This is a genomic window from Streptomyces sp. NPDC048612 (assembly GCF_043199295.1).
Lineage (GTDB): Bacteria > Actinomycetota > Actinomycetes > Streptomycetales > Streptomycetaceae > Streptomyces.
Window position 1 is genome coordinate 19609 of sequence record NZ_JBICVV010000003.1, and the last position, 24920, is coordinate 44528.

Here is a 24920-nt window from a genome sequence, read left to right on the forward strand (position 1 = left end):
CAGACAATGGGCCCGGGGCCCTGGGGCCCCGGGCGGCCGTCGCAGGCCGCTGCCCACCGCTCATCGCGGCGTGCCGCCCCGCTGCCGTGGCCCCGGCAGGGCCTCCGTCCAGGCAGCGACGGTCTTGGCGGTGGAGGCCGCGTGGTCCTCCATCATCGTGAAGTGGTTGCCCGGCACCTCGGTCACGGCGTCCGCACCGTCCCAGGAGGCCTGCCACTCCTCCGGTGCGAGCTGTTCGCCCTGCTCGGCGCTCACCGGCGGCTCGCTGGAGCGCACCAGCAGCACCGGGCAGGACAGCCGGTCCGGTGACCAGGCGCCGACGACGTGGATGTACCAGCTCATCGCGGTGAGCCGGTCGGAGTCCATGTGCGCGAACAGGGACTCGCGGGCGAACATGCCGCCGATCATCTCCCCGGCGAACCGGGTGAACGGCGAGTCCTCGCGCGGCAGATAGGTGTCCAGCAGCGCCACCCCGGCGGGCGGGGTTCCCGCCTTCTCCAGGTGGTGCGCCACGGCGAGGGCCAGGATGCCGCCGGACGACGAGCCGAGCAGCACGAACGGGCCGCCGTCGGCGCACCGCAGCACCGCCTCGGCCTGGAGCCGGACGGCCGCGTCGAAGGAGGCCGGCAGGTGCTCCCCGCGGCCGAAGCCCGGGGTGGGCAGCGCCCACACGTCACGCGCGCCGCGGTGGACGGAGGCGAACCTGGCGTACTGGTGGACACCGGCGAGCGCCACGTAGGAGCTGAAGCAGATCAGCGCCGGCTCGGACGCCTCCGGGGAGTCGCCACCACGCGCGAGGCGCACGGGGGTGCACTGCGCCCCGGCGTCCTGCGGCGCGTCGAACGTCGGCCGCAGTTGGGCGGCCGCCTGCAGCAGCGCGAAGCCCTCCTCGACCCGTCCCGACTCGCAGGCTCCCCGGAAGAGGGCGCCGAGGGTGTCCTGCGCGCGCGCCGGCGCGGACGACCGGTCATCGGGACCCGCCGTACCGGACCGCGGGAGGGCCCCCGCCGCCAGCTCCTCACCCAGCCGGGCGGCGAGGTCCTGCGGAGTGGCGACGTCGAACACGAGGGTGGCCGGCAACCGCAGGCCGGTGACGGTTCCCAGCTGGTTGCGCAGTTCCACGGCGGTCAGCGAGTCGAAGCCCAACTCCAGGAATTCGCGCTCCGGTTCGATGTCGTCGGGCGAGCCGTGGCCGAGGACCGCGGCGACCTGGCGACGGACCAGATCCAGCAGCAGCGCCTCCCGCCCCTCGGGGCCGGCATCCGTGAGCCGGGCGAGCAGATCGTCCTTGTCGGCCGCGGACGCGGCGACCGTGCGCCGGGTCCGGCCGGGAGCGGCGCCGCCCAGCAGTGCCGCCGCTCCGCCCTTGCCCAGGCCCACGGTGACCAGGGCGGGGTCGCCCGTCGCCAGTGCGGCGTCGAACAGCGCGAGCCCGTCGTCGGCGGAGAGCGGCCGCATCCCGCCGCGGGCCATCCGCCGCCGGTCGGTGTCGGCGAGCCCCTTCGTCATCCCGCCGTCCTCGGCCCACGGCCCCCACGCCAGCGAGGTGGCCGGCAGCCCCTGGGCGGCCCGGTGTCCGGCCAGGCCGTCCAGGAAGGCGTTGGCGGCCGCGTAGTTGGCCTGGCCGGCCGACCCGAAGGTGCCGGCCGCCGAGGAGAAGAGCACGAACGCGGACAGCTTCTGGCCCTTCGTCAGCTCGTGCAGCAGCCAGGCGGCGTCGGCCTTGGGGCGCAGTGTCCGGTCGATCCGTTCCTCGTCGAGCGCGGTCAGCACCCCGTCGTCGACGACCCCGGCGAGATGTACGACGGCGGTCAGCGGGTGGTCCGCCGGGACCGAACCGAGCAGCCCCGCCACCTCCGCCCGCTCGGCGACATCGCAGGCCACCAGAGAGGCCTGCGCGCCCTGGTCGGCCAGCTCCGCGCACAGCTCCGCCGCGCCGTCGGCCGCGGGCCCGCCGCGGCTCGCCAACAGCAGATGCCGTACGCCGTGCCGGGTGACGAGATGGCGCGCCAGGAGCCGCCCCAACGCGCCGGTGGCCCCGGTGACCAGCACCGTGCCCTCCGGGTCGAACGGTGACTGCGGGCGCTGGGCGGGCTCGGCGCGGGTGAGCCGCGGCAGCCGCAACTCGCCCGCCCGCAGCACCGCCTGCGCAGGCGCGGCGGCCACGGCGTCCGCGAGTACACGGCGGGACGCCTCGCTGTCGTCCAGGTCGAGCAGCCACAGCCGCCCGGGGTGTTCCCGCTGCGCGGAGCGGACCAGTCCGCACAGCGCCGCGCCCGCGAGATCGCCGACGTCCTCCCCGGGCCCGGCGGCGACGGCGCCCCGGGTGACGAGCACCAGCCGGGAGCCGGCGAACCGCTCCTCGGCGAGCCACTGGCGGCAGGTGGCGAGGGTGGTGGCGAGCAGCCCGCGGACGTCCGGAGAGCCGGCGCCGGCGTCCGTCGCGCACACCAGCAGCACGGTGTCGGGCATCGTCATCCCCGTGGCCACCGCGTCCGCCAGCGCGTCGAGGTCGGCGTAGGACTCGGTGTGCACGCCCGAACCGTCCAGCGCCTCCGTGACGCCGGCGTCCGCGGCTGGGCCGGTCGCTGCGCCGGCCGGGCCGCCGAGCACGACCCACCGCGCGGCCCCGGAGCGTGCGGCCAGGGAGGCGGCCTGCCAGTCGAGGCGCAGCGGCACCTCGGGGCCGGCCTGCGGGGCGGCGGGCAGCTGCTCAGGAGTCACCGTGCGCAGGGTCAGCGCGTCGGCGGTGGCGACAGGCCGGCCGGAGGTATCTGTGACCAGCACCGAGAAGGCGTCTCCACGGCCCTCGGCGGGCGTCAGACGTACCCGCAGCGCATCGGCGCCCTCGGCATGGAACGTCACCCCGCTCCAGGCGAACGGCACCATCGCACCGCCGTCACCCGCCTCACCCGTGTCCCGCCCGCCGACGAGCAGCGTCTGCACGGCCGCGTCGAGCAGCGCGGGGTGCAGCGTGAACCGGGCGGCGTCGGCGCGGTACGGCTCGGGCAGTGCGGCCTCGGCGAACAGCTCGCCGCCGCGCCGCCAGACGCGTCCGAGGCCCTGGAAGGCCGGCCCGTAGGCGAACCCCGCTTCGGCGAAGGCGTCGTACCACTCCCCCGCGCCGACCGGCTCGGCACCCTCGGGCGGCCAACTGGCCAGGGTGTCGGGCTCGTTCGCCGGAGCGGTGGCCAGGGTGCCTTGGGCGTGCCGGGCCCATGGCGCGGCGTCGTCCGCTGCCACGGGCCGGGAGTGCACGGTGAACGACCGGCACCCGGTGTCGTCGGGTGCGCCCACCACGACCTGGAGCTGGACCGCGCCCTGCTCCGGCAGGACGAGCGGCGCCTCCAGGGTGAGTTCGGCGAGATGGTCGCATCCGGTCCGGTCACCGGCGCTGACGGCCAGGTCGAGGTAGGCCGTCGCCGGCAGGATCACCCTGCCGAGCACCGCGTGGCCGGCGAGCCAGGCATGGGTGGCCGACGACAGCCGCCCCGTGAAGACCACGGATTCCGCACCGGCCACGGTGACCGCCGCGCCGAGCAGCGGGTGCCCGGCCGCGCGCAGCCCCACGGCGTCGAGGTCGCCCGCCGCGGCGACCGCGTCCCACCAGTAGCGCTTCCGCTGGAAGGCGTAGGTCGGCAGGTCGACCCGGCGGGCACCGGGGAACAGCGCGGCCCGGTCGAGTACGGCGCCCGAGGTGTGGAGAGCGCCGGCCGCGGCCATGACCCCGTGCGCCTCGGACCGGTCCTTGCGCAGCGCGGGGATCAGCATCCGTTCCCCGTCCAGGCACCCCTGTGCCATGGCGGTCAGGGTGCCGTCCGGCCCGAGTTCCAGGAACCGGGTCACGCCCTGCTGCGCCAGCCACCGGGCGCCATCGGCGAAGCGGACCGCCTCACGGACGTGCCGCACCCAGTAGCCGGGGGACATCAGCTCCTGCGGCGTGGCGAGTTCGCCCGTCAGGTTCGAGACCACCGGGATGCGGGGCTCCGCGTACGACACGCCCTCGGCGACGGCACGGAACGCGTCGAGCATCGGCTCCATCAGCGGGGAGTGGAAGGCGTGGCTCACCTGGAGCCGCCGCACCTTCCGGCCCTCGGACTCGAAATGCCCGGCGATCCCGGCAACCGCGGACTCCTCGCCGGAGACCACGATCGACCGCGGACCGTTCACCGCGGCGATGCTCACCTGCTGATCGCGGCCCGCCAGCAGCGGCAGCACCTCGGCTTCCGACGCCTGGACCGAGACCATGGCCCCGCCCGCCGGCAGGGCCTGCATCAACCGGCCGCGCGCCGCCACCACACGACACGCGTCCTCCAGCGACCACACCCCCGCCACATGCGCGGCCACCAACTCGCCGATGGAATGCCCCACCAGATAGCCGGGCCGCACACCGAACGACTCCATCAGCCGGAACAGCGCCACCTCCAGCGCGAACAACGCCGGCTGGGTGAAGCCCGTGCGGTTCAGCAGTTCGGCCTCCTCGCCGAACACCACCTCCCGCAGGGGCGACATCAGCTCGCCGTCGAAGTGGGCGCAGACGGCGTCAAAGGCCTCGGCGAATACCGGGAAGGCGTCATACAGCTCCCGGCCCATCCCCGGCCGTTGCGCGCCCTGCCCCGTGAACAGCAGGGCGGTCCGGCCCTCGCCCCGTACCACCCCGGTGACGGCGTGTGCCGGGGTCTCGCCGGCCGCGAGTGCGCTCAGGCCGCTCAGCAGCTCCTCACGGGTGCTGCCGACGAGCGCGGCGCGGTGCTCGAAGGCGGACCGGGTCGTGGCCAGGGAGAGTCCCACGTCCTGCGGGCCGCATTCGGGCCGGTGCTCCAGATGCGCGAGCAGTCGGCCGGCCTGGGCCCGCAGGGCGTCACGGGTGGTGCCGCTGAGCAGCCAGGTCACGGGGGTGGCCGGGGTGCCGGCCGGCGGCGGGGCAGGGGTGGCGGGGGCCTGTTCCAGGATGGCGTGCACATTGGTGCCGCTGATGCCGAAGGAGGACACCCCCGCCCGTCGGGGCCGGTCGGTGTCGGGCCACTCCACGGTGTCCGTGAGCAGCCGAACGTTCCCTTCCGACCAGTCCACGTGGGTCGACGGCCGGTCGATGTGCAAGGTGGGCGGCAGCGCGCCGTGCTGGAGCGCCAGCACCATCTTGATCAGGCCCGCCACGCCGGCAGCGGCCTGGGTGTGCCCGATGTTGGACTTGACGGAGCCGAGCCACAGCGGACGGTCGGCCTCCCGTCCCTGCCCGTAGGTCGCCAGGAGCGCCTGGGCCTCGATGGGGTCGCCGAGGGTCGTGCCGGTGCCATGGGCCTCGACGGCGTCGACGTCCGCAGCGGACAGGCCGGCGCCGGTCAGGGCCTCGCGGATCACCCGTTGCTGGGAGGGGCCGTTGGGGGCGGTGAGTCCGTTCGAGGCGCCGTCCTGGTTGACGGCGGAGCCGCGGAGCAGCGCCAGCACCGTGTGTCCGTTGCGCCGGGCGTCGGAGAGGCGCTCGACCAGAACGACGCCGACGCCCTCGGAGAAGCCGGTGCCGTCGGTCCGGTCGGCGAACGCCTTGCAGCGGCCGTCCGCGGCCAGGCCCTGCTGGCGGCTGAAGTCCAGGAAGAGCCCCGGGGTGGACATCACGGTGACGCCCCCGGCCAGCGCGAGGTCGCATTCGCCCGACCTCAGGGCCTGCGCCGCGAGGTGGAGGGCGACGAGCGAGGACGAGCAGGCGGTGTCGACGGTGACCGCGGGCCCCTCCAGGCCGAAGGTGTAGGAGAGGCGGCCGGACATGACGCTCGCCGCGTTGCCGGTGCCGAGGTGGGCCTCGGCGTCCGGTGCCGGGGCGAGGGAACGGGAGGAGTAGTCCTGGTAGTTGGTGCCGGCGAAGACGCCGGTGCGGCTGCCGCGCAGCGAGACCGGGTCGATCCCGGCCCGCTCGAACGCCTCCCACGACGTCTCCAGCAGCAACCGCTGCTGCGGGTCCATCGCCACCGCCTCCCGCGGCGAGATCCCGAAGAAACCCGCGTCGAAGCCACCGACATCGTCCAGGAAACCGCCGGCCCGGGTGTAACTGCGTCCGGGCGCCCCAGGCTCCGGGTCGTACAGCGCCTCCACGTCCCAGCCACGGTCCGCCGGCCACTCGCCGATCGCGTCCACCCCGCCCGCAAGCAACCGCCAGAACTCCTCCGGCGACCCCACCCCACCGGGAAAGCGGCAGCTCATCGCCACGATGGCGATCGGGTCGTCCTCGTGGGCCGTCGCCCTGTCGGGGGCGGGCGCGGGCGGGGCCTGCGCCTCGTCGAGGTCCAGTTCGGCACGCAGCCGGGTGGCCAGCGCCGCCGGGGTCGGGTGGTCGAAGATGAGCGTGGCCGGGAGCCGTTTGCCGATGGCGGTGCTGAGGGCGTTGCGGAGTTCGACGGCCATGAGGGAGTCGAAGCCCAGCTCGCGGAAGGCCCGGTGGGGGGCGATCTCGTCGAGGTCGGTGTGGTTGAGGACGGCGGCGATGTGGGCGCGGACGAGTGCCGACAGGGCCTGGCGTTGTTCCGCCTCGTCCAGAGCGGCGAGCTGCCGGGCGAGCGCGGGGCCTTCGGTCGTCTCCTCCGTCGCCGGTGCGGCGGTGGCGAGCACCCGCTGTGCGTCGGGGAGGTCGGCGATCAGGGGCCGGTGGCGGGCCGTGGTGTAGGCGTGGGTGAAGGTGTCCCAGTCGACGTCGATGACGGCCAGTGTGGTGTCGTCATGGTCGAGGGCGCGCTGGAGCGCGGTGACGGCCGACTGCGGGTCCATGAGGCGTACGCCGTGCCGGTGCAGTCGCTCGCCCACGGTGCCCTCGGCCATACCGGCTTCCGCCCATGGGCCCCAGGCGACGGAGGTGGCCCGGTGCCCGGCGGCGCGGCGCTGCTGAGCCAGGGCGTCGAGGTAGGCGTTGCCGGGGGCGTAGTTGGCGTGGCCCGGTGCGCCTATGGTGCCGGCGGTGGAGGAGAACAGCACGAAGGCCGACAGGTCGTGCGCTCTGGTCAGCTCGTCGAGGTTGCGTGCGCCGCCGGCCTTCACCCGGAGTACCCCGGCCAGTTGGGCGGGGGTGAGGGAGTTGATGGTCCCGTCGTCGAGGACGGCTGCGGTGTGCAGGACGGCGGTGAGCGGCCGGTCGGCGGGGATGGTGGCGAGGAGGGCGGCGAGCGCGTCGCGGTCGGCGATGTCGCAGGCCGCGAATTCGGCATGGGTGCCGAACTCGGCCAATTCGGCGGCGAGTTCCGCCGAGCCGGGGGTGTCGGCGCCGCGTCGGCTGACGAGCAGCAGATGGGGTGCGCCGTTGCGGGCGAGCCAGCGGGCCACGTGCCGTCCGAGAGCGCCGGTGCCGCCGGTGACCAGGACGGTCCCCTGGGGAGTCCACCGCCGGGTGGTGTCGAGTGCGCCGGTGGCGGCGCGGACCAGCCGGCGCGCGAGGACACCGTGCGGCCGGATCGCGAGCTGGTCCTCGTCGCCGATGCCGGCGAGCGCCCGGACCACGGTGGTGGCCGCGGCCGGGTCCAGGGTTTCGGGCAGATCGAGCAGTCCGCCCCAGCGCTCCGGCTGCTCCAGGGCGACCACCCGGCCGAAGCCCCACACCAGGGCCTGTTGGGGTGCGGTGACGCCGCGCAGCGGGTCGGTGGTGACGGCGCCGCGGGTGGCGAACCACAGCGGGGCCTCCACGCCGAGGTCGTCCAGTGCCTGGACGAGGGCGACGGTGGCGGCGAAGCCCCGGGGCAGGCCGGGGTGGGCGCGGTGCTCGTCCTCGTCCAGGGCGAGCAGGGAGACGATCCCGGCGACCGGGGGCAGCGGTGCGTCCGGGGAGGCCGTGCCGCGCAGGGCCGCCCCGATCGTCCCGGCGAGCGCGGCGCGGTCCGCTTCGGTGTCCACGGGCACGGTGACGGGGTGCGCTCCGGCGGCGGCGAGTGCCGTCGTCAGGTCGTCGGCCGGGGCGGGGTCGCCGGGGGTGAGGACCAGCCAGGTGCCGCGGAGGGTGGCGGGCGCGGCGTCGGCGGGGACGGGCTTCCAGGTGATGCGGTAGCGCCACGAGTCGGCCTGCGCGCCCTCGCGGTGGCGCCGGTGGTAGTCGGACAGGGCGGGCAGCAGCGCGTCGAGGGTGGCCGGGGCCACGTCCAGTGCGGCGCCGAGCGTGTCGGCGTCGCCGCTCTCGACGGCTTCCCAGAAGCGGGCGTCGGTGGCGTCGCCGGGGCCGCCGCGCAGGGCGGGGGCGGGCTCGGGCCAGTAGCGGCGGCGCTGGAAGGGGTAGGTCGGCAGGGCGATCCGCCGGGCGGCGCCGGACCCGTCGGGGTCGAGGACGGTGCGCCAGGTGACGGGCCCGACGGCGACGGAAAGTTCCGCGAGCGAGGTGAGGAACCGCCGCGGGCCGCCCTCGCCCTTGCGGAGGGTGCCGACGACGGCGGCGTCCGCGAGGTCGAGTGCGTCGAGCGTCTCGCGTACGGCGGTCGTCACCACGGGGTGCGGCGAGGTCTCGACGTAGGAGCGGTAGTCCTGTGCGGCCAGGGAGCGGACGGCGTGTTCGAAGCGGACGGTGCGGCGCAGGTTGCGGTACCAGTACTCGGCGTCGAGCCGGCCGGTGTCGATCCAGTCGCCGGTCACCGTGGAGAAGAACGGGGTGGCGCCGCTGCGCGGGCGCACCGGTGCCAGGTCGGCGAGCAGTTGCTCACGGATCTCCTCGACCTGCGCGGAGTGGGACGCGTAGTCGACCGGTATCCGGCGGACCTGGGCGCCGTCGGCCTGCAGCGCGCCGAACAGCTCGTCGAGGGCGTCCGCTTCGCCGGAGACGACGACGGAGCGGGGGCCGTTGACGGCGGCGACGGAGAGGGCGTCGCCCCAGGGGGCGAGGCGGTCCTCCACCTCGGACAGCGGCAGCAGGACGGACATCATGCCGCCGCGCCCGGCGAGCACGGTCAGTGCGCGGCTGCGCAGGACGACGACCCGGGCGGCGTCGTCGAGACTCAGGGCCCCGGCGACACAGGCGGCGGCGATCTCGCCCTGGCTGTGCCCCACGACGGCGTCGGGCTCCACTCCCCGGGTGCGCCAGAGACCCGCCAGCGCGACCATCACGGCGAACAGGGCGGGCTGGACGACATCCACCCGGTCCAGGGACGGCGCCCCCTCCGCGCCGCGCAACACCTCGTCGAGGGACCAGCCGGAGTACCGTTGCACGGCCTCGGCGCACTCGGTGAAGCGGGCCCGGAACTCCGCGTCGGTGTCGAGGAGTTCGGTGGCCATCCCCGCCCACTGGGAGCCCTGGCCGGGGAAGAGGAAGGCGGTCCGGCCGTCCGCGCCGCTCGTGCCGCGCACCACCCCGGAAGCGGGCACGTCGCGGGCGAGCAGGTCCAGGCCGCGCAGCAGCTCCTCGTGGTCGGCGGCGATCACGGCGGCCCGGTGCTCGAAGGCGGTGCGGGTGGTGGCCAGCGACCAGGCGAGGTCGCGCAGTGGCGGCGGGGTCGGGCCGGCGAGCCGCTGGTGCAGCCGGGCGGCGAGGGTGCGCAGCGATTCCGCGGTGCGCGCGGAGAGCGGGAAGGCGAGGTCCTGGGGGTCGGTGTCCGTCCCGGGGGCGATGGCCGGCTCCGGGGCTCCGCCGGTCTCGGGGGCGGGTTCCCGGACCGGGGCCTGTTCGAGGATGACGTGGGCGTTGGTGCCGCTGACGCCGAAGGAGGAGACCGCGGCCCGGCGCGGCCGCCCGTGGTCGGGCCAGGCGGTGGCCTCGGCCAGGAGCGACACCTTCCCCGCCGACCAGTCGACGTGTGACGAGGGCCGGTCGATGTGCAGGGTCGAGGGCATCAGCCCTTCCTGGAGGGCGAGTACGGCCTTGATGACGCCGGCCGCGCCCGCCGCTGCCTGGGTGTGCCCGATGTTGGACTTCACGGAGCCGAGCCACAACGGCTGCCCCTCGTCCCGGTCCTGCCCGTAGGTCGCCAGGAGCGCCTGGGCCTCGATGGGGTCGCCGAGGGTCGTGCCGGTGCCGTGGGCCTCCACCATGTCGATGTCCGCCGTGGCCAGGCCCGCGCCGGACAGCGCCTGCCAGATGACGCGTTGCTGGGAGGGGCCGTTGGGGGCGGTCAGGCCGTTCGACGCGCCGTCCTGGTTGACGGCGGAGCCGCGCAGCACGGCGAGCACCGGATGCCCGTTGCGCCGGGCGTCGGAGAGCCGCTCGACCAGCAGCATGCCCGCGCCCTCGCCCCATGCGGTGCCGTCGGCCGCGTCCGCGAACGCCTTGCAGCGGCCGTCCGCGGCCAGTCCGCGCTGCCGGCTGAACTCCAGGAACACGCCGGGCGTGGACATCACGGTGACGCCGCCGGCCAGCGCGAGGTCGCACTCCCCCGTCCGGAGGGCCTGTGCCGCCAGGTGGAGGGCGACGAGCGAGGACGAGCAGGCGGTGTCGACGGTGACCGCGGGCCCCTCCAGGCCCAGCGCGTAGGAGACCCGGCCGGACACCACGCTGGCGGCGTTGCCGGTGCCGATGTGGCCTTCCAGCCCTTCCGCGGCGCCGAGCAGCAGCGCGGTGTAATCCTGCCCGTTGGTGCCGGCGAAGACGCCGGTGCGGCTGCCGCGCAGCGCCGCCGGATCGATCCCGGCCCGCTCGAACGCCTCCCACGACGTCTCCAGCAGCAACCGCTGCTGCGGGTCCATCGCCACCGCCTCCCGCGGCGAAATCCCGAAGAAACCCGCGTCGAAACCGCCGACATCGTCCAGGAAACCGCCGGCCCGGGTGTAACTGCGCCCGGGCACCCCAGGCTCCGGGTCGTACAGCGCCTCCACGTCCCAGCCACGGTCCGCCGGCCACTCACCGACTGCGTCCACCCCGCCCGCAAGCAACCGCCAGAACTCCTCCGGCGAACCCACCCCACCGGGAAAACGGCAGCTCATCGCCACGACGGCCACCGGTTCCTGGCGCCCGGCCTCCACTTCCTGGAGACGCTGGCGCGTCTGGTGGAGGTCGTTGGTGACCTTCTTGAGGTAGTCGAGGAGCTTCTGTTCGTTCATACACCCTCATCCACGTGGCGGTTCCGGGGGTCCTGCGGTCGGCGCGTCATGACATGCCGAGGTCGTTGTCGATGAAGTCGAAGATCTCGTCCACGGTGGCGGAGTTGATCCGGTCGCTCACCCCGGCGCCGGTGTCCACCACCGGGTCGGTGTCCGCCCGCTCACTCCACTTCGCGAGCAGCGTCTGCAGCCGGGAGGCGATCCTGGCCCGCTGCGGATCGTCCTGCGCCACCTCGGCGAGCGCGTCCTCCAGCCGGTCCAGCTCGGCGAGCGCGGGCGGTTCCCCGGCCGTGTCGCCCGCCGCGACCTGCTGGCGCAGATGTCGAGCGAGGGCCGCCGCGGTCGGGTGGTCGAACAGCAGCGTGGCGGGCAGCTGGGTGCCGGTGGCCAGACAGAGTCGGTTGCGCAGCTCGACGGCCATGAGCGAGTCGAAGCCCAGCTCGCTGAAGGCCCGCTTCGGGTCGATCGCGTCCACCGCGTCGTACCCGAGGACACCGGCGACATGGGTACGCACGAGCGTGACGAGGACGCGTTCCTGGTCCGTCTCGCTCCGCCCGGCCAGCTGTGCCCGCACCGTCCGCGGACCGCTCTGTCCGTCGCTGTCTGCGGACTCGCGTTCCGGGGCCGCCTGCCGGGCCTCCGGCAGCTCGGCGAAGAGCGTGCTGGCCCGCACCGAGGTGGAGCCGGGTACGAAGCGCGCCCAGTCCACGTCGGCCACGGTCAGTGTGGTGTCGCCACGGGTGAGGGCCCGCTCCAACGCGTCGACCGCGAGCCGCGGGTCGAGCATGCCCATACCGCTGCGGCCGAGGCGCTCGGCCAGCTCCTCGTCGCCCGCGCTGCCGGCCGCCATTCCGGCGCCGGCCCACGGGCCCCAGGCGACGGAGGTGGCGGGGAGGCCCAGGGCGTGCCGGTGCTCGGCCAGGGCGTCCAGATAGGCGTTGGCCGCGGCGTAGTTGGCCTGGCCGGTCGCCCCCGCCGTGCCGGCGAAGGACGAGAACAGCACGAACGCCGTGAGGCCGTCGGTCAGCTCGTGCAGATGCGCGGCGGCCGTCATCTTGGACCGCAGTACGGCGTCCAGGCGGTCCCCGTCGAGTCCGGCGAGCAGTCCGTCATCGAGTACGCCCGCGGCGTGGAAAACCGCGTCGACGGGGTGTTCGGCCAGCAGCCGCGCGAGCGCGTCGCGGTCGGCGGCATCGCACGCGGCGAGCGTCACCCGGGTGCCCAGGGCGGTGAGTTCGGCCCGCAGCTCGGCCGCGCCCTCGGCCTGCGGTCCACGCCGGCCCGCCAGGATCAGGTGTTCGGCACCCCGGTCGGCCAGTCGGCGGGCGACGTGTGCGCCGAGCGCGCCGGTGCCGCCGGTGATCAGTACGGTGCCGGTGCACGCCCACGGCTTGTCGGCGCCGGGTGCGGCGTCCGGGGTCTGGGCGCGGACCAGCCGCCGGACGAACACGCCCGAGCCGCGTACCGCGACCTGGTCCTCGACCGGTCCGGCCGCCAGGACCGCGCACAGTCGTTGCACGGCCCCCTCGTCGGGCTCGGTGGGCAGGTCGACCAGACCGCCCCAGCTGTGCGGCTGCTCCAGCGCGGCGACCCGCCCCAGGCCCCAGACAGCTGCCTGGACGGGCGACGGCACGGCCTCGCCCTCGCGCACCGCGACGGCCCCGGTGGTCGCGCACCACAGGGGCGCGCCGGTGCCCAGGTCGTCGAGCGCCTGGACGAGGGCCATGGTCGCGGCGAGTCCGCCGGGCGTGGCGGGCCGGCTGCGGTGCGGTTCCTCGTCGGTGCCCAGCAGCGACAGCACCCCGTGCACGGGGCCCGACTCGTCCAGCAGTGTGCCCAGTTGGCCGGTGAGCGACCTGCGGTCGGCGCGGCCGCAGTCGACCTCGACCGGGACGACCGCGGCCGCGCCGTGGGCGGTGAGCCCGGCCGCGAGCGCCGTCTCCCAGGCACGGCCGGCGTGGCCCGCGGGGTGGGCGAGCAGCCAGGTGCCGGAGAGCACGGGAGCCGGGGTGTCGCCGGCCGGCCGCCAGGTGACCCGGTACTCCCAGCCGTCAGCGGCGGCGCGTTCGCGCTGCTGGTGGCGCCACGAGGACAGCGCGGGCAGGATCTCGCTCAGCGGGGCGTCACCGGCCAGGTGGAGACGCTCGGCCAGCTCGCCCGGGTCGGCGTGCTCCACGGCGGCCCAGAACTGGTCGTCGAGCGACTGTGCCGCCCCGTCCCCGGTCTGCGGGCCGGCCGGCTCCAGCCAGTACCGGCGCCGCTGGAAGGCGTAGGTGGGCAGCTCGACGCGGCACGCGCCCTCGCCGTACAGCGCGGCGGGTCCCGCGCCGAGACCGCGGGCGTGCAGGTTCGCCGCGGCGAGCAGGGCGCTGCGCGCCTCGGGCCGGTCGCGCCGCAGCACGGGCAGCGCGACGGCCTCCTCGCCGGGTTCGCGCAGGCTCTCCCACGCCATGGCGGCGAGGGTGCCGTCGGGGCCCAGCTCCAGGTAGGTCCGTACGCCGTCGGCCGCCAGCCGGCGGATGCCGTCGCCGAAGCGGACGGCCTCGCGGACGTGCCGCACCCAGTAGTCGGGCGACGTCAGGTCGGCGTCGGCCGCCGGTTCCCCGGTGAGGTTGGAGATGACGGGCAGGCGCGGCGGTGCGTAGCGCACACCGCGCGCGATCTCGTCGAACTCCGCCAGCATCGTGTCCATCAAGGGAGAGTGAAACGCATGGCTGACCCGCAAACGCCTAGTCTTTCGCCCGCGCTCGGCCAGCTGTGCGGCGATCTCGGTGACCGCTTCCTGCTCACCGGAGACGACGACGGCCGACGGCCCGTTCACCGCGGCGATCCCGGCCCGGTCCGCCAGGCCCGCCAACAGGGGCAGCACCTCCTCCTCGGCGGCCTGTACGGCGATCATGGCGCCGCCTTCCGGCAGTGCCTGCATCAGCCGGCCGCGGGCGGCGACCAGCCGGCACGCGTCCTCCAGGGTCAGCACCCCGGCGACATGCGCGGCGGCCAGCTCGCCGATGGAGTGGCCGATCAGGACGTCGGGCCGGATGCCCCACGAGGTGACAAGCGCGTGCAGCGCGGTTTCCACGGCGAACAGCGCGGGCTGGGTGTAGGCCGTGCGGTCGAGCAGCGCGGCCTCGGGCGTGCCCTCGTCCGCGAAGACGATCTCGTGCAGCGGCCGTTCGAGGTGGCGGTCGAACTCCGCGCAGGCCTCGTCGAAGGCCGCCGCGTAGGCGGGGAAGCGCGCGTGCAGCTCGCGTCCCATGCCGGCGCGCTGGGCTCCCTGGCCGCTGAACATGAAGGCGAGCTTCCCGCCGGTGTCCGCGCGGCCGCGCACCAGCTCGGCCGTGTCCTCGCCGCGGGCCAGCGCGGCGAGGCCCTTCAGGAACGTGTCCCGGTCCTCGGCGACCAGCGCCGCCCGGTGGTCGAAGGCGGCCCGGGTGGTGGCGAGCGAGTACCCGATGTCGCGGACCGGCAGGTCCGGGTGGCCGGTGAGGTGGACGCGCAGCCGCTTCGCCTGGTCGCGGAGTGCGGCGGCGGAGCGGGCGGACAGCGGCCAGACGACGGGCCCCGCCAGGTCACCGGCCCCGTCGTCCGCGGCCCGCACGGCGTCGGCGGACGCGGCGCCGTCGAGCGCGGTGACTCCCTCCGGCCCGCCGTCAACCGCCCCGTGCTGTTCGAGCACCACGTGCGCGTTGGTGCCGCTGATCCCGAACGAGGACACCGCGGCCCGGCGCGGCAGTCCGTGCTGCGGCCACTCCACGGCCCGGGTCAGCAAACGCACCTCACCCGCCGACCAGTCGACGTGCGAGGACGGCTCATTGACGTGCAGCGTGCGGGGCAGGACGCCCTTCTGGAGGGCCAGCACCATCTTGATCACACCCGCGATGCCGGCGGCGGACTGAGTGTGTCCGATGTTGGACTTCAGCGAGCCCAGCCACAACGGCCGGTCCGCCGCACGGTCCTGGCCGTAGGTGGCGATCAGTGCCTGGGCCTCGATCGGGTCGCCCAGCGACGTTCCGGTGCCGTGTGCCTCGACCGCGTCCACCTCATGGGCGTCGAGCCCGGCGTTGGCGAGCGCGGCCCGGATGACCCGCTGCTGGGAGGGCCCGTTGGGGGCGGTCAGACCGTTCGACGCGCCGTCCTGGTTGACCGCCGAGCCGCGGAGCACGGCGAGCACCGGGTGCCCGTTGCGGCGTGCGTCGGAGAGCCGCTCGACGAGGACGATGCCCGCGCCCTCACCCCAGCCGGTGCCGTCCGCACCGTCGGCGAACGCCTTGCACCGCCCGTCACCCGCCAGCCCTCCTTGCCGGCCGAATTCCACGAAGGCGCCCGGAGTGGCCATCACGGTCACCCCGCCCGCGAGGGCGAGATCGCACTCCCCGAGCCGCAGGGCCTGTGCGGCCAGATGCAGCGCCACCAGCGACGACGAGCACGCCGTGTCGACGGTGACGGCGGGACCTTCGAGACCGAAGGCGTAGGAGATCCGGCCGGACGTCACACTGGTGGCGTGGCCGGTGAGCAGCTGCCCCTCGGCGCCCTCGGGCAGGGTGTGTGCGGCCGAGCCGTATCCCTGGTAGTTCGTCCCCGCGAACACCCCGGTGCGGCTGCCGCGCAGCGCCGCCGGGTCGATGCCGGCCCGCTCCAGCGCCTCCCACGAGATCTCCAGCAGCAGCCGCTGCTGCGGGTCCATGGTGACCGCCTCACGCGGCGAGATCCCGAAGAAGTCCGCGTCGAAGTCGCCGCTGTCGTAGAGGAATCCGCCCGCGCGCGTGCGGCTCGAACCCAGGTGGCCGGCGTCGTTCCCGAAGAGGGAACCGAGGTCCCAGCCACGGTCCGTCGGGAAGCCGGAGATCGCGTCCTCGGCTCCCGCCACCAGCCGCCACAGATCCTCCGGGCCGGCCACCCCACCGGGAAGCCGGCAGCTCATCCCGACGATGACCACCGGATCGTCGGAGGTGGACGCCGGCACCGGCAGACCGGCCGACGTGTCCTTCCCGGTACCGAACAGTTCAGCGTCCAGGAAACCGGCCAGGTCTCTCGGCGTCGGATAGTCGAAGGCCAGAGTGGCGGGGAGCCGAAGGCCGGTCTCGACTTTCAGTCCGTTGCGCAGCTCGACCGCGGTGAGCGAGTCGAAGCCCAAGTCGCGGAAGCTGGCGCCGATTTCGAGATCTGCGGGCTTGTGGTGGCCGAGGACCGCGGCGGCGTGCGTACGCACCAGCTCCAGCAGCGCCCGCTCGCGCTCGACAGCCGGCAGCCCGGAGAACCGCTCCCGCGTCACGCCGGCATCGGCATCCTCACTGCCGGCGTCGGCAGCCAATGCCGCCCGCACCTCCGGCAGGTCCTCCAGTAGCGGGCTCGGACGGGCGCCGGTGAATGCCGGAGCGAAGCGTTCCCACTCCACGTCCGCCACGACCACCGAACCCTCGCCCGCACCGACGGCCGACTCCAGCGCCGACACCGCGAGAGCCGGATCGAGCGGCCTCAGCCCACGGCGCAGCAGGTGTTCCTCCGCGCCCTCCGTGCCGGCCATGCCGCCGCCGGCCCACGGGCCCCACGCCACCGCGCAACCGACCGCGCCCCGGGCACGACGCGCCGCCACCAACCCCTCGACGAAGGCGTTCCCCGCCGCATACGCCGCCTGACCACCGCTCCCCCACACACCAGCGATCGACGAGAACACCACAAAGGCATCCAGGTCCCGGTCGCCCAGCACCTCATCCAGCACCACAGCACCGGAGACCTTCGCCCCCATCACCTCGGCAAAATGCTCCGCATCCGCATCGCCCAACGGCACGGAATCCACCACACCCGCCGCATGGACCACGGCGTCCACCGCGCACCCGGACAGCAAAGCCGCGACCGCGTCCCGGTCAGCGACATCGCAGGCCGCCACCGTCACCTGAACACCCAGGCCGGACAGCTCGGCCTCCAGCTCCATCGCGCCAGGAGCCTCCCGACCACGGCGACTGGTCAGGACCAGATGCTCCGCACCACGTTCGGCCGCCCAACGTGCCACACGAGCGCCCAGCGCACCCGTGCCACCCGTGATCAGCACCGTTCCGCGCGGTTGCCAACCACCGCCCACGTCCCCAGCCGGAGCCGGAGCGTGCACCAGTCGCCGCCCGAACATCCCAGAAGCCCGCACCGCAACCTGATCCTCGGCACCGTGCGCGAGTACCGCGACCAACTGGTCGAGCACCCCGCGGTCCACGGCCTCCGGGAGATCGACCAGACCGCCCCAACGATGCGGCAGCTCCAGCGCAGCCACCCGGCCGAGGCCCCACACCGCCGCCTGCGCGGGAACCGGCCCGCCATCCGACGCACCGACGGCGACAGCCCCCCGCGTCACCACCCACACGCGCCCACCCACACCCGCATCACCCAGCGCCTGCACGAGCACCGCGGTACCCGCCGTGTCCGCCGCACCCACCACCAGCACCCCGGCGACCGGCTCCCCGCCCGCCACCTCACGCACCCGCTCGGCCAACAGCCCCCGGTCCCTCTCCCCCGCGGCACACTCCACCCGCTCAACCGCCACACCACACGCCGCCAGCCCCTCCACCACGGCCTCGGACCACACCTCACCCGGAGCCACCACCGCAAGCCAACGACCACCCAGCACCCCACCCGACGGCGCCGTCAGTGGCTTCCACTCCACCCGATAGCGCCAGTTCTCGGACGGGTCCGCGGCAGGTGCAGGCGTCGGCCAGTAGCGCTCCCGCTGAAATGCGTACGTGGGCAGATCCACTCGCCGGGCGGCAGGGAAGCACGTAGCCCAATCCACGTCCGCGCCGAGCACAAACGCATGCGAGACAGCGGTCAGCAGGGCTTCCGTCTCGGCGCGGTCCTTCCGCAGGACGGGGAGCAGAAGCAGGTCAGATGCCGAGAGGCAGAGCTGTGCCATGGCGGTCAGGGTGCCGTCCGGCCCGACCTCCAGGAACCGGGACACCCCCTGCTGCTCCAACCACCGCACACCGTCGGCGAATCGGACCGCCTCCCGCGCATGCCGCACCCAGTAGTCGGGCGAGGTCAACTGCTCCGCCGTGGCGAGTTCACCGGTCACGTTCGAGACCACCGGGACATGTGGCTCCGCGAACGACACACTCTCCGCGACCGCCCGGAACTCCTCCAGCACCGGCTCCATCAACGGGGAATGGAAAGCGTGGCTGACCTGGAGCCGCTTCACCTTCCGGCCGTCGGACTCGAAGTGTCCGGCGATCTCGGCAACAGCCGACTCGTCACCGGAGACCACGACCGACTGCGGGCCGTTGACCGCCGCGATGCTCACCCACCGCTCCTGGCCCTCCAGCAGCGGCGACACCTCGGCTTCCGATGCCTGGATCGAGACCATCGCCCCACCCACCGGCAACGCCTGCATCAACCGGCCGCGGGCAGCAACCAGACGGCAGGCGTCCTCCAGCGACCACACCCCTGCCACATGCGCAGCCACCAGCTCACCAATGGAATGCCCCATGAGGTAGTCGGGGCGGATGCCGAACGACTCGACGAGCCGGAACAGCGCCACCTCCACCGCGAACAACGCCGGCTGAGTGAAACCCGTCTGATCCAGCAGCTCGGTCTCGTCACCGAACACCACACCCCGCAGCGACGACTCCAACTCGCCGTCGAAGTGCGCACACACCTCATCAAACGCATCCGCGAACGCCGGGAAAGATGCGTACAGTTCGCGGCCCATTCCCGGCCGCTGGGCGCCCTGCCCCGTGAACAGCAGAGCCAGTGGGCCCTCCGCACGGGTGCCACTGATGACACCGGGTGTGCGGTGGCCGTCGGCGAGCGCGGCCAGGCGCTGGAGTACCGATGCCTGGTCGTCCGCCAGTACCACCGCGCGGTGGTCGAAGCGCAGCGAACGGGTGGCGGCGAGGGAGAAGCCCAGGTCCGCCAGGTCGAGTGCGGGGTCGGCCTTGTAGACCGCGCGCAGGCGAGCCGCCTGCGCGCGGAGGGCGGGCTCGGTACGTGCCGCGAGCACCAGCGATGTGAGGGAAAGCCGTTCAGACACGGCGGCCGGGACGACCTCAGTGGTGGCTTGCGGCTCGGGGGCGCTTTCGAGGACCACGTGTGCGTTGGTGCCGCTGATGCCGAACGAGGACACACCTGCCCGACAGACATGGGCTGCCGCTGCGCCGTCGAGCGGCCAGGCGACCGGCTCCGTGAGCAGCCGTACGTTGCCCTCCGACCAGTCCACATGGGGTGAGGGGGCGTCCACGTGCAGGGTCCGCGGCAACACGCCGTGCTGGAGTGCCAGCACCATCTTGATCACACCCGCCACACCCGCGGCGGCCTGGGTGTGTCCAATGTTCGACTTCACCGAACCCAGCCACAACGGCCGGTCCTCGGCCCGGTCCTGGCCATAGGTGGCGAGGAGTGCCTGTGCCTCAATGGGGTCACCGAGTGCCGTTCCCGTGCCGTGCGCCTCGACCGCGTCCACATCCGAGGCCGCCAGGCCGGCGCTCGCCAGTGCCTGCCGGATCACCCGCTGCTGGGACGGGCCGTTGGGCGCCGTCAGACCGTTCGACGCGCCATCCTGATTCACCGCGGAACCGGCCACGACAGCCAGTACGCGGTGTCCGTTGCGGCGGGCGTCCGACAGCCGCTCCACGACCAGCACCCCAACGCCCTCGCCCCAGCCGGTGCCGTCGGCGCCCGCGGCGAATGCCTTGCACCGGCCGTCCGGAGCGAGTCCGCGCTGCCGGCTGAACTCCACGAACGCTCCGGGCGTCGACATCACCGTCACACCGCCCACCAGCGCCAGGTCACACTCGCCGGAACGCAGGGCCTGCGCTGCCCAGTGCAGCGCCACCAGCGACGAGGAGCACGCCGTGTCCACGGTCACCGCCGGGCCCTCCAGGCCGAGCGTGTAGGCCACACGCCCGGACACCACACTCGCGGCATTTCCGGTACCGACATAACCGTCGAAGTCGTCCGGGGAACTGGCCAGCAGCGCCGGATAGTCCTGACCGTTCGTGCCCACGAAGACGCCCGCCCGGCTGCCCCGCACGGAATGCGGATCGATGCCGGCGCGCTCCAGGGCTTCCCAGGAAACTTCGAGCAGCAGACGCTGCTGCGGATCGGTCGCCACCGCTTCCCTGGGGCTCATGCCGAAGAAAGCAGGCTCGAACTGGTCCACGTTCTTCAGGAAGCCACCGACATTGACGTACGTGGTCCCCAGGTGTTCCGGGTCGGGATCGTAGACCGCGTCCAGGTCCCAGCCTCGGTCAGCCGGGAAGGCTCCGGCAGCGTCCGCACCGTCCGACAGCAGCTTCCAGAAAGCCTCCGGGGAGTCAACACCGCCCGGGAAGCGGCAGCTCATCCCCACAATGACGAGCGGGTCACCGGCGACCGCGGAGGAGGGCACGGCCTGTCCGGTGTCCACGTGGGACGGTGCGACGATCCGGGTGCGCAGGAAGCCAGCCAATTCCGCCGGCGTCGGATAGTCGAAGACCACCGTCGCGCTCAAGGCGATCCCGCACGCCAGGCTCAGGGCATTCCGCAGCTCCACGGCGATCAGCGAATCGACACCGAGGTCCCGGAAGGACCGGTCCGGCGCTACCTGAGCGGGACCCGCGTAGTGCAGCACCCCGGCGGCATACGACCGGACGAGATCGGTGAGCACGCGCTCCTGCTCGGCCGGCTCCAGCCCCGCGAGCTGCCGGTGCAGCTCGGACCGGGGGTCGTCGCCGCCCGTCTCTGCGGCCTGCTCGACCGCGGCACGCATCTCCGGAAGATCGCCAATCAGCGGGCTCGGCCGGACCATGGCGAAGCCAGCACGGAAGTCCGTCCAATCGATGTCGGCAATCACCAGACCGGGTGCACCGGAGCGGATCGCGCTCCCCATCGCCTCGACGGCGAGGTCCGGCTGCAGCGGACACACTCCACCCCGGCGCATCCGCCGGGCCATCGACTCATCACTCGCCATGCCCGTCTCGCCCCAGGGCCCCCAGGCAAGGGACGTCGCGGCAAGCCCTTCGCCCGCCCGCCGCTCGGCAAGGGCATCCAAATAGGCATTGGCCGCCGCATAGTTGGCCTGTCCGGCGGCGCCGATGACACCGGCGACGGACGAGAACAGGACAAAGGCCGACAGGTCACGACCGCGAGTCGCCTCGTGCAAGTTCCAGGCCGAGACGGCCTTGGCCCGCAGCACAGCGGCGAACCGCTCCGGCGTCAGGGAGTCCAGTACGCCGTCATCGAGTACGGCCGCGGCGTGGAAGACGGCGTCCACCGGATGTTCGCACAGCAGTGCCTCGACCGCGTCCGGATCGCCGACATCGCAAGCCACCACGGTCACGCATACACCGAGGGCAGACAGCTCCGCCTCCAGCTCCGAGGCACCAGGCGCCTCCCGACCACGACGACTGGACAGGACCACATGCTCGGCACCGCGTTCGGCCACCCAGCGCGCCACCCGGGCACCCAACGCACCCGTACCACCCGTGATCAGCACCGTCCCACGCGGCCGCCAACCCTCGACCGCGTCATCGGATGCGGGAGCCGGAGCGTGTGCCAGCCGACGCCCGAACACCCCCGACGCCCGCACCGCCACCTGATCCTCACCACCATCGGCAAGCACCCCGGTCAAGCGGTCGAGCGCCCTACGGTCCACCGCCTCCGGCATGTCCACCAGACCGCCCCAACGATCCGGGTACTCCAGCGCCGCCACCCGACCCACACCCCACACCGCCGCCTGCACCGGATCGGGCCCACCATCCGACCGACCGACCGAAACAGCCCCCCGCGTCACCACCCACACATGCCCACCCACAGCGGCGTCCCCCGTCGCCTGCACCACCACCGCAGTGCGCACAGCGTCCCCAGCACCCACCACCAACACACCGGCGACCGGCTCCGCACCAGCCACCTCACGCACCCGCGGGGCGAGCACACCCCGGTCCCACTCCCCCGCGCCACACTCCACCCGCTCAACCCGCACACCACACGCCGCCAGACCCTCCACCACAGACTCGGCATACACATCCCCGGCAGCCACCACTGCAAGCCAACGACCACCCAGCACGCCACCGGGCTGTCCCGCCAACGGCTTCCACTCCACCCGATACCGCCAGCCGTCCACGGCGGACTGCTCGTGCGGCTCGGGGGTGGCGCCCGTCGGCTCCAGCCAGTAGCGCTCGCGCTGGAACGCGTAGGTGGGCAGGTCCACCCGCCGTGCCCCGGTGCCTGCGAAGTACGCGGCCCAGTCGATCGGTGCGCCCGACGCGAAGGCGCCGGCCACCGCCGACATCAGCGACAGGGGCTCGGGCCGGTTTGCCCGCAGGGAGGCGAGGAACACCCGCTCGGTGCCATCGTCGGCGGAGTCCGCGAGGCAGGCCTGTGCCATCGCGGTGAGGGTGCCTCCGGGGCCCAGCTCCAGGAGCCGCGTCACGCCGTGCTCTGCGAGCCGGCGGACGCCGTCGGCGAACCGGACGGCCTCCCGTACATGCCGCACCCAGTAGTCAGCAGAGGCCAACTCCTCCGCCGTGGCGAGTTCGCCGGTCACATTCGAGACCACGGGGATGCGCGGCTGCTCGTATGTGACGCTCTCCGCGACCGCACGGAACTCGTCGAGCATCGGCTCCATCAGCGGGGAATGGAAGGCATGGCTCACCTGGAGCCGCTTGACCTTCCGCCCCTCGGACTCGAAACGCCCGGCGATCTCGGCAACCACCGACTCGTCACCCGAAACCACCACCGACTGCGGACCATTCACCGCAGCAACACTCACTCGCTGCTCCTGGCCCTCCAGCAGCGGCAGCACCTCCGCCTCCGACGACTGAAGCGACACCATCGCCCCACCCGCCGGCAGCGCCTGCATCAACCGGCCACGGGCGGCGACCAGTCGGCAGGCGTCCTTCAGGGACAGCACGCCCGCCACATGCGCGGCCGTCAACTCGCCGATGGAGTGCCCCAGCAGGTATTTGGGCTTGAGGCCCCAGGACTCGACCAGCCGGTAGAGCGCCACCTCGACGGCGAAGAGCGCGGGCTGGGTGAAGGCCGTCCGGTGGAGGGCGTCGGGGTCCTCGCCGAAGAGGACGTCGCGCAGGGGGCGTTCCAGCTGGGTGTCGAGGAGCGCGCACGCCTCGTCGAGCGCTGCGGCGAAGGCCGGGTACGCGGCATACAACTCGCGTCCCATTGCGGCACGTTGGGCACCCTGGCCCGTGAAGAGGAAGGCGGTGGCACCGCGCATCGTGCGGCCGCCCACCACGTCGGCGTTCGGGCCCTCGGCTCCCGTGGTGGCCAGTTCCTCCAGGCCGCGCAGGGCGGCGGCCCGGTCCTCGGCGAATACCACGGCGCGGTGTTCGAACGCGGTCCGTGTGGCGGTCAGGGAGTGGCCGACGTCGGTCAGGTCCAGTTCGTCCTGCTTGACCCGGGTCAGCAGCTGTGCCGCTTGTGCGCGAAGGGCTTCCGCGTTACGGGCGGACACCACCCAGGGGACGAGGGGCAGAGCACGGGCGGGCTCGTTGTCAGCCTCCGGTGCGGGTGCCTCCTCGTTCGCCGGTGCCTCCTCCAGGATGGCGTGTGCGTTGGTGCCGCTGATGCCGAACGAGGAGACACCGGCCCGGCGCGGGCGCCCGTCCGGCTGCCAGGGCCTCGCCTCGGTCAGCACCTCGACGTCTCCTGCCGTCCACTCGATGTGGCGGGACGGCTCGGAGATGTGGAGGGACTTGGGCAGCGTCCCGTGGTGCATGGCCATGACCATCTTGATGACGCTGCCGACGCCGGCCGCCGACTGGGTGTGGCCGATGTTGGACTTGAGCGAGCCGAGCCGCAGCGGCCCGTTGTCCGCGCGGTCCTTTCCGTAGGTGGCGAGGAGCGCCTGTGCCTCGATGGGGTCACCCAGCGAGGTACCGGTGCCGTGGGCGTCGACGGCGTCGACATCGCTCGGGGCGAGGCCTGCCCGGGACAGTGCGGAGCGGATGACCCGCTGCTGGGAGGGGCCGTTGGGGGCGGTGAGGCCGTTGGAGGCGCCGTCGGAGTTGATGGCGGTGCCCCGGACGACGGCCAGCACCGGATGGCCGTTCTTCCGTGCGTCGGAGAGCCGCTCGACGAGCAGCATGCCGGCGCCCTCGGACCAGCCGGTGCCGTCCGCGTCGTCGGAGAACGGCTTGCAGCGGCCGTCCGCGGCCAGGCCGCGCTGCCGGCTGAACTCGAAGAACATCGCCGGTGTGCACATCACGGCGACTCCGCCGGCCAGCGCCAGATCGCATTCGCCGCGGCGCAGTGCGTGGCAGGCCCAGTGCAGGGCGACCAGCGAGGAGGAGCAGGCCGTGTCGACGGTGACGGCGGGGCCTTCGAGGCCGAGGGTGTAGGCGATCCGGCCGGACGCGACGGAGGTGGCGTTTCCGGCGAGGAGCAGTCCTTGTACGCCTTCGGGGAGGTCGGCGACGCCGATGCCGTACCCGGAGGTGGCCGCGCCGACGAACACTCCGCCGTTGGCGCCGCGCACCGAGGTGGGGTCGATACCCGCGCGTTCGAAGGCCTCCCAGGCCACTTCGAGCAGCAGTCGCTGCTGTGGGTCGGTGGCCAGTGCCTCCCGGGGGCTCATCCCGAAGAACGCCGGGTCGAAGTACCCCGCGTCGTGGAGGAAGCCGCCTTCGCGGACAGAGATCGAGCCCGGCTTGTCCGGGTCCGGGTCGTAGGCCGCGTCGACGTCCCAGCCCCGGTCGACCGGGAAGCCGGAGACGGCGTCCCCGCCTTCGGCGACCAGCTGCCAGAGGTCTTCGGGAGTACGGACGCTGCCGGGGTAGCGGCAGCTCATCGCGACGATGGCGATGGGCTCCTGGTCTCTGCCCTCGGCTTCGCGAAGCTGGCGACGGGTCTGCCGAAGCTCGGTCGTCACCCGCTTCAGGTACTCCATGTACTTCTCGTCGTCAGCAGCCACCAACGTCACATCCTTGAGCAAAGCCGAGCGGTTCCCCGCGTCC

At 73.6% G+C, this 24920-nt stretch carries 2 protein-coding genes; both read right to left on the bottom strand.

Translation table 11 applies throughout. The features are described 5' to 3' along the window. Window positions 1-60 precede the first annotated feature (60 nt). Window positions 61-10992 carry a type I polyketide synthase gene (locus ACGFN2_RS06625; RefSeq protein ID WP_393358045.1) on the bottom strand — a complete coding sequence of 3644 codons (10932 nt, stop codon included), beginning with the start codon at window positions 10990-10992 and terminating at the stop codon, window positions 61-63. A 46-nt stretch (window positions 10993-11038) separates the two neighbouring features. After that, a complete protein-coding gene (locus tag ACGFN2_RS06630) occupies window positions 11039-24877 on the bottom strand; it encodes a type I polyketide synthase (protein ID WP_393358047.1) in 13839 nt (4612 codons plus the stop codon). Window positions 24878-24920 lie beyond the last annotated feature (43 nt).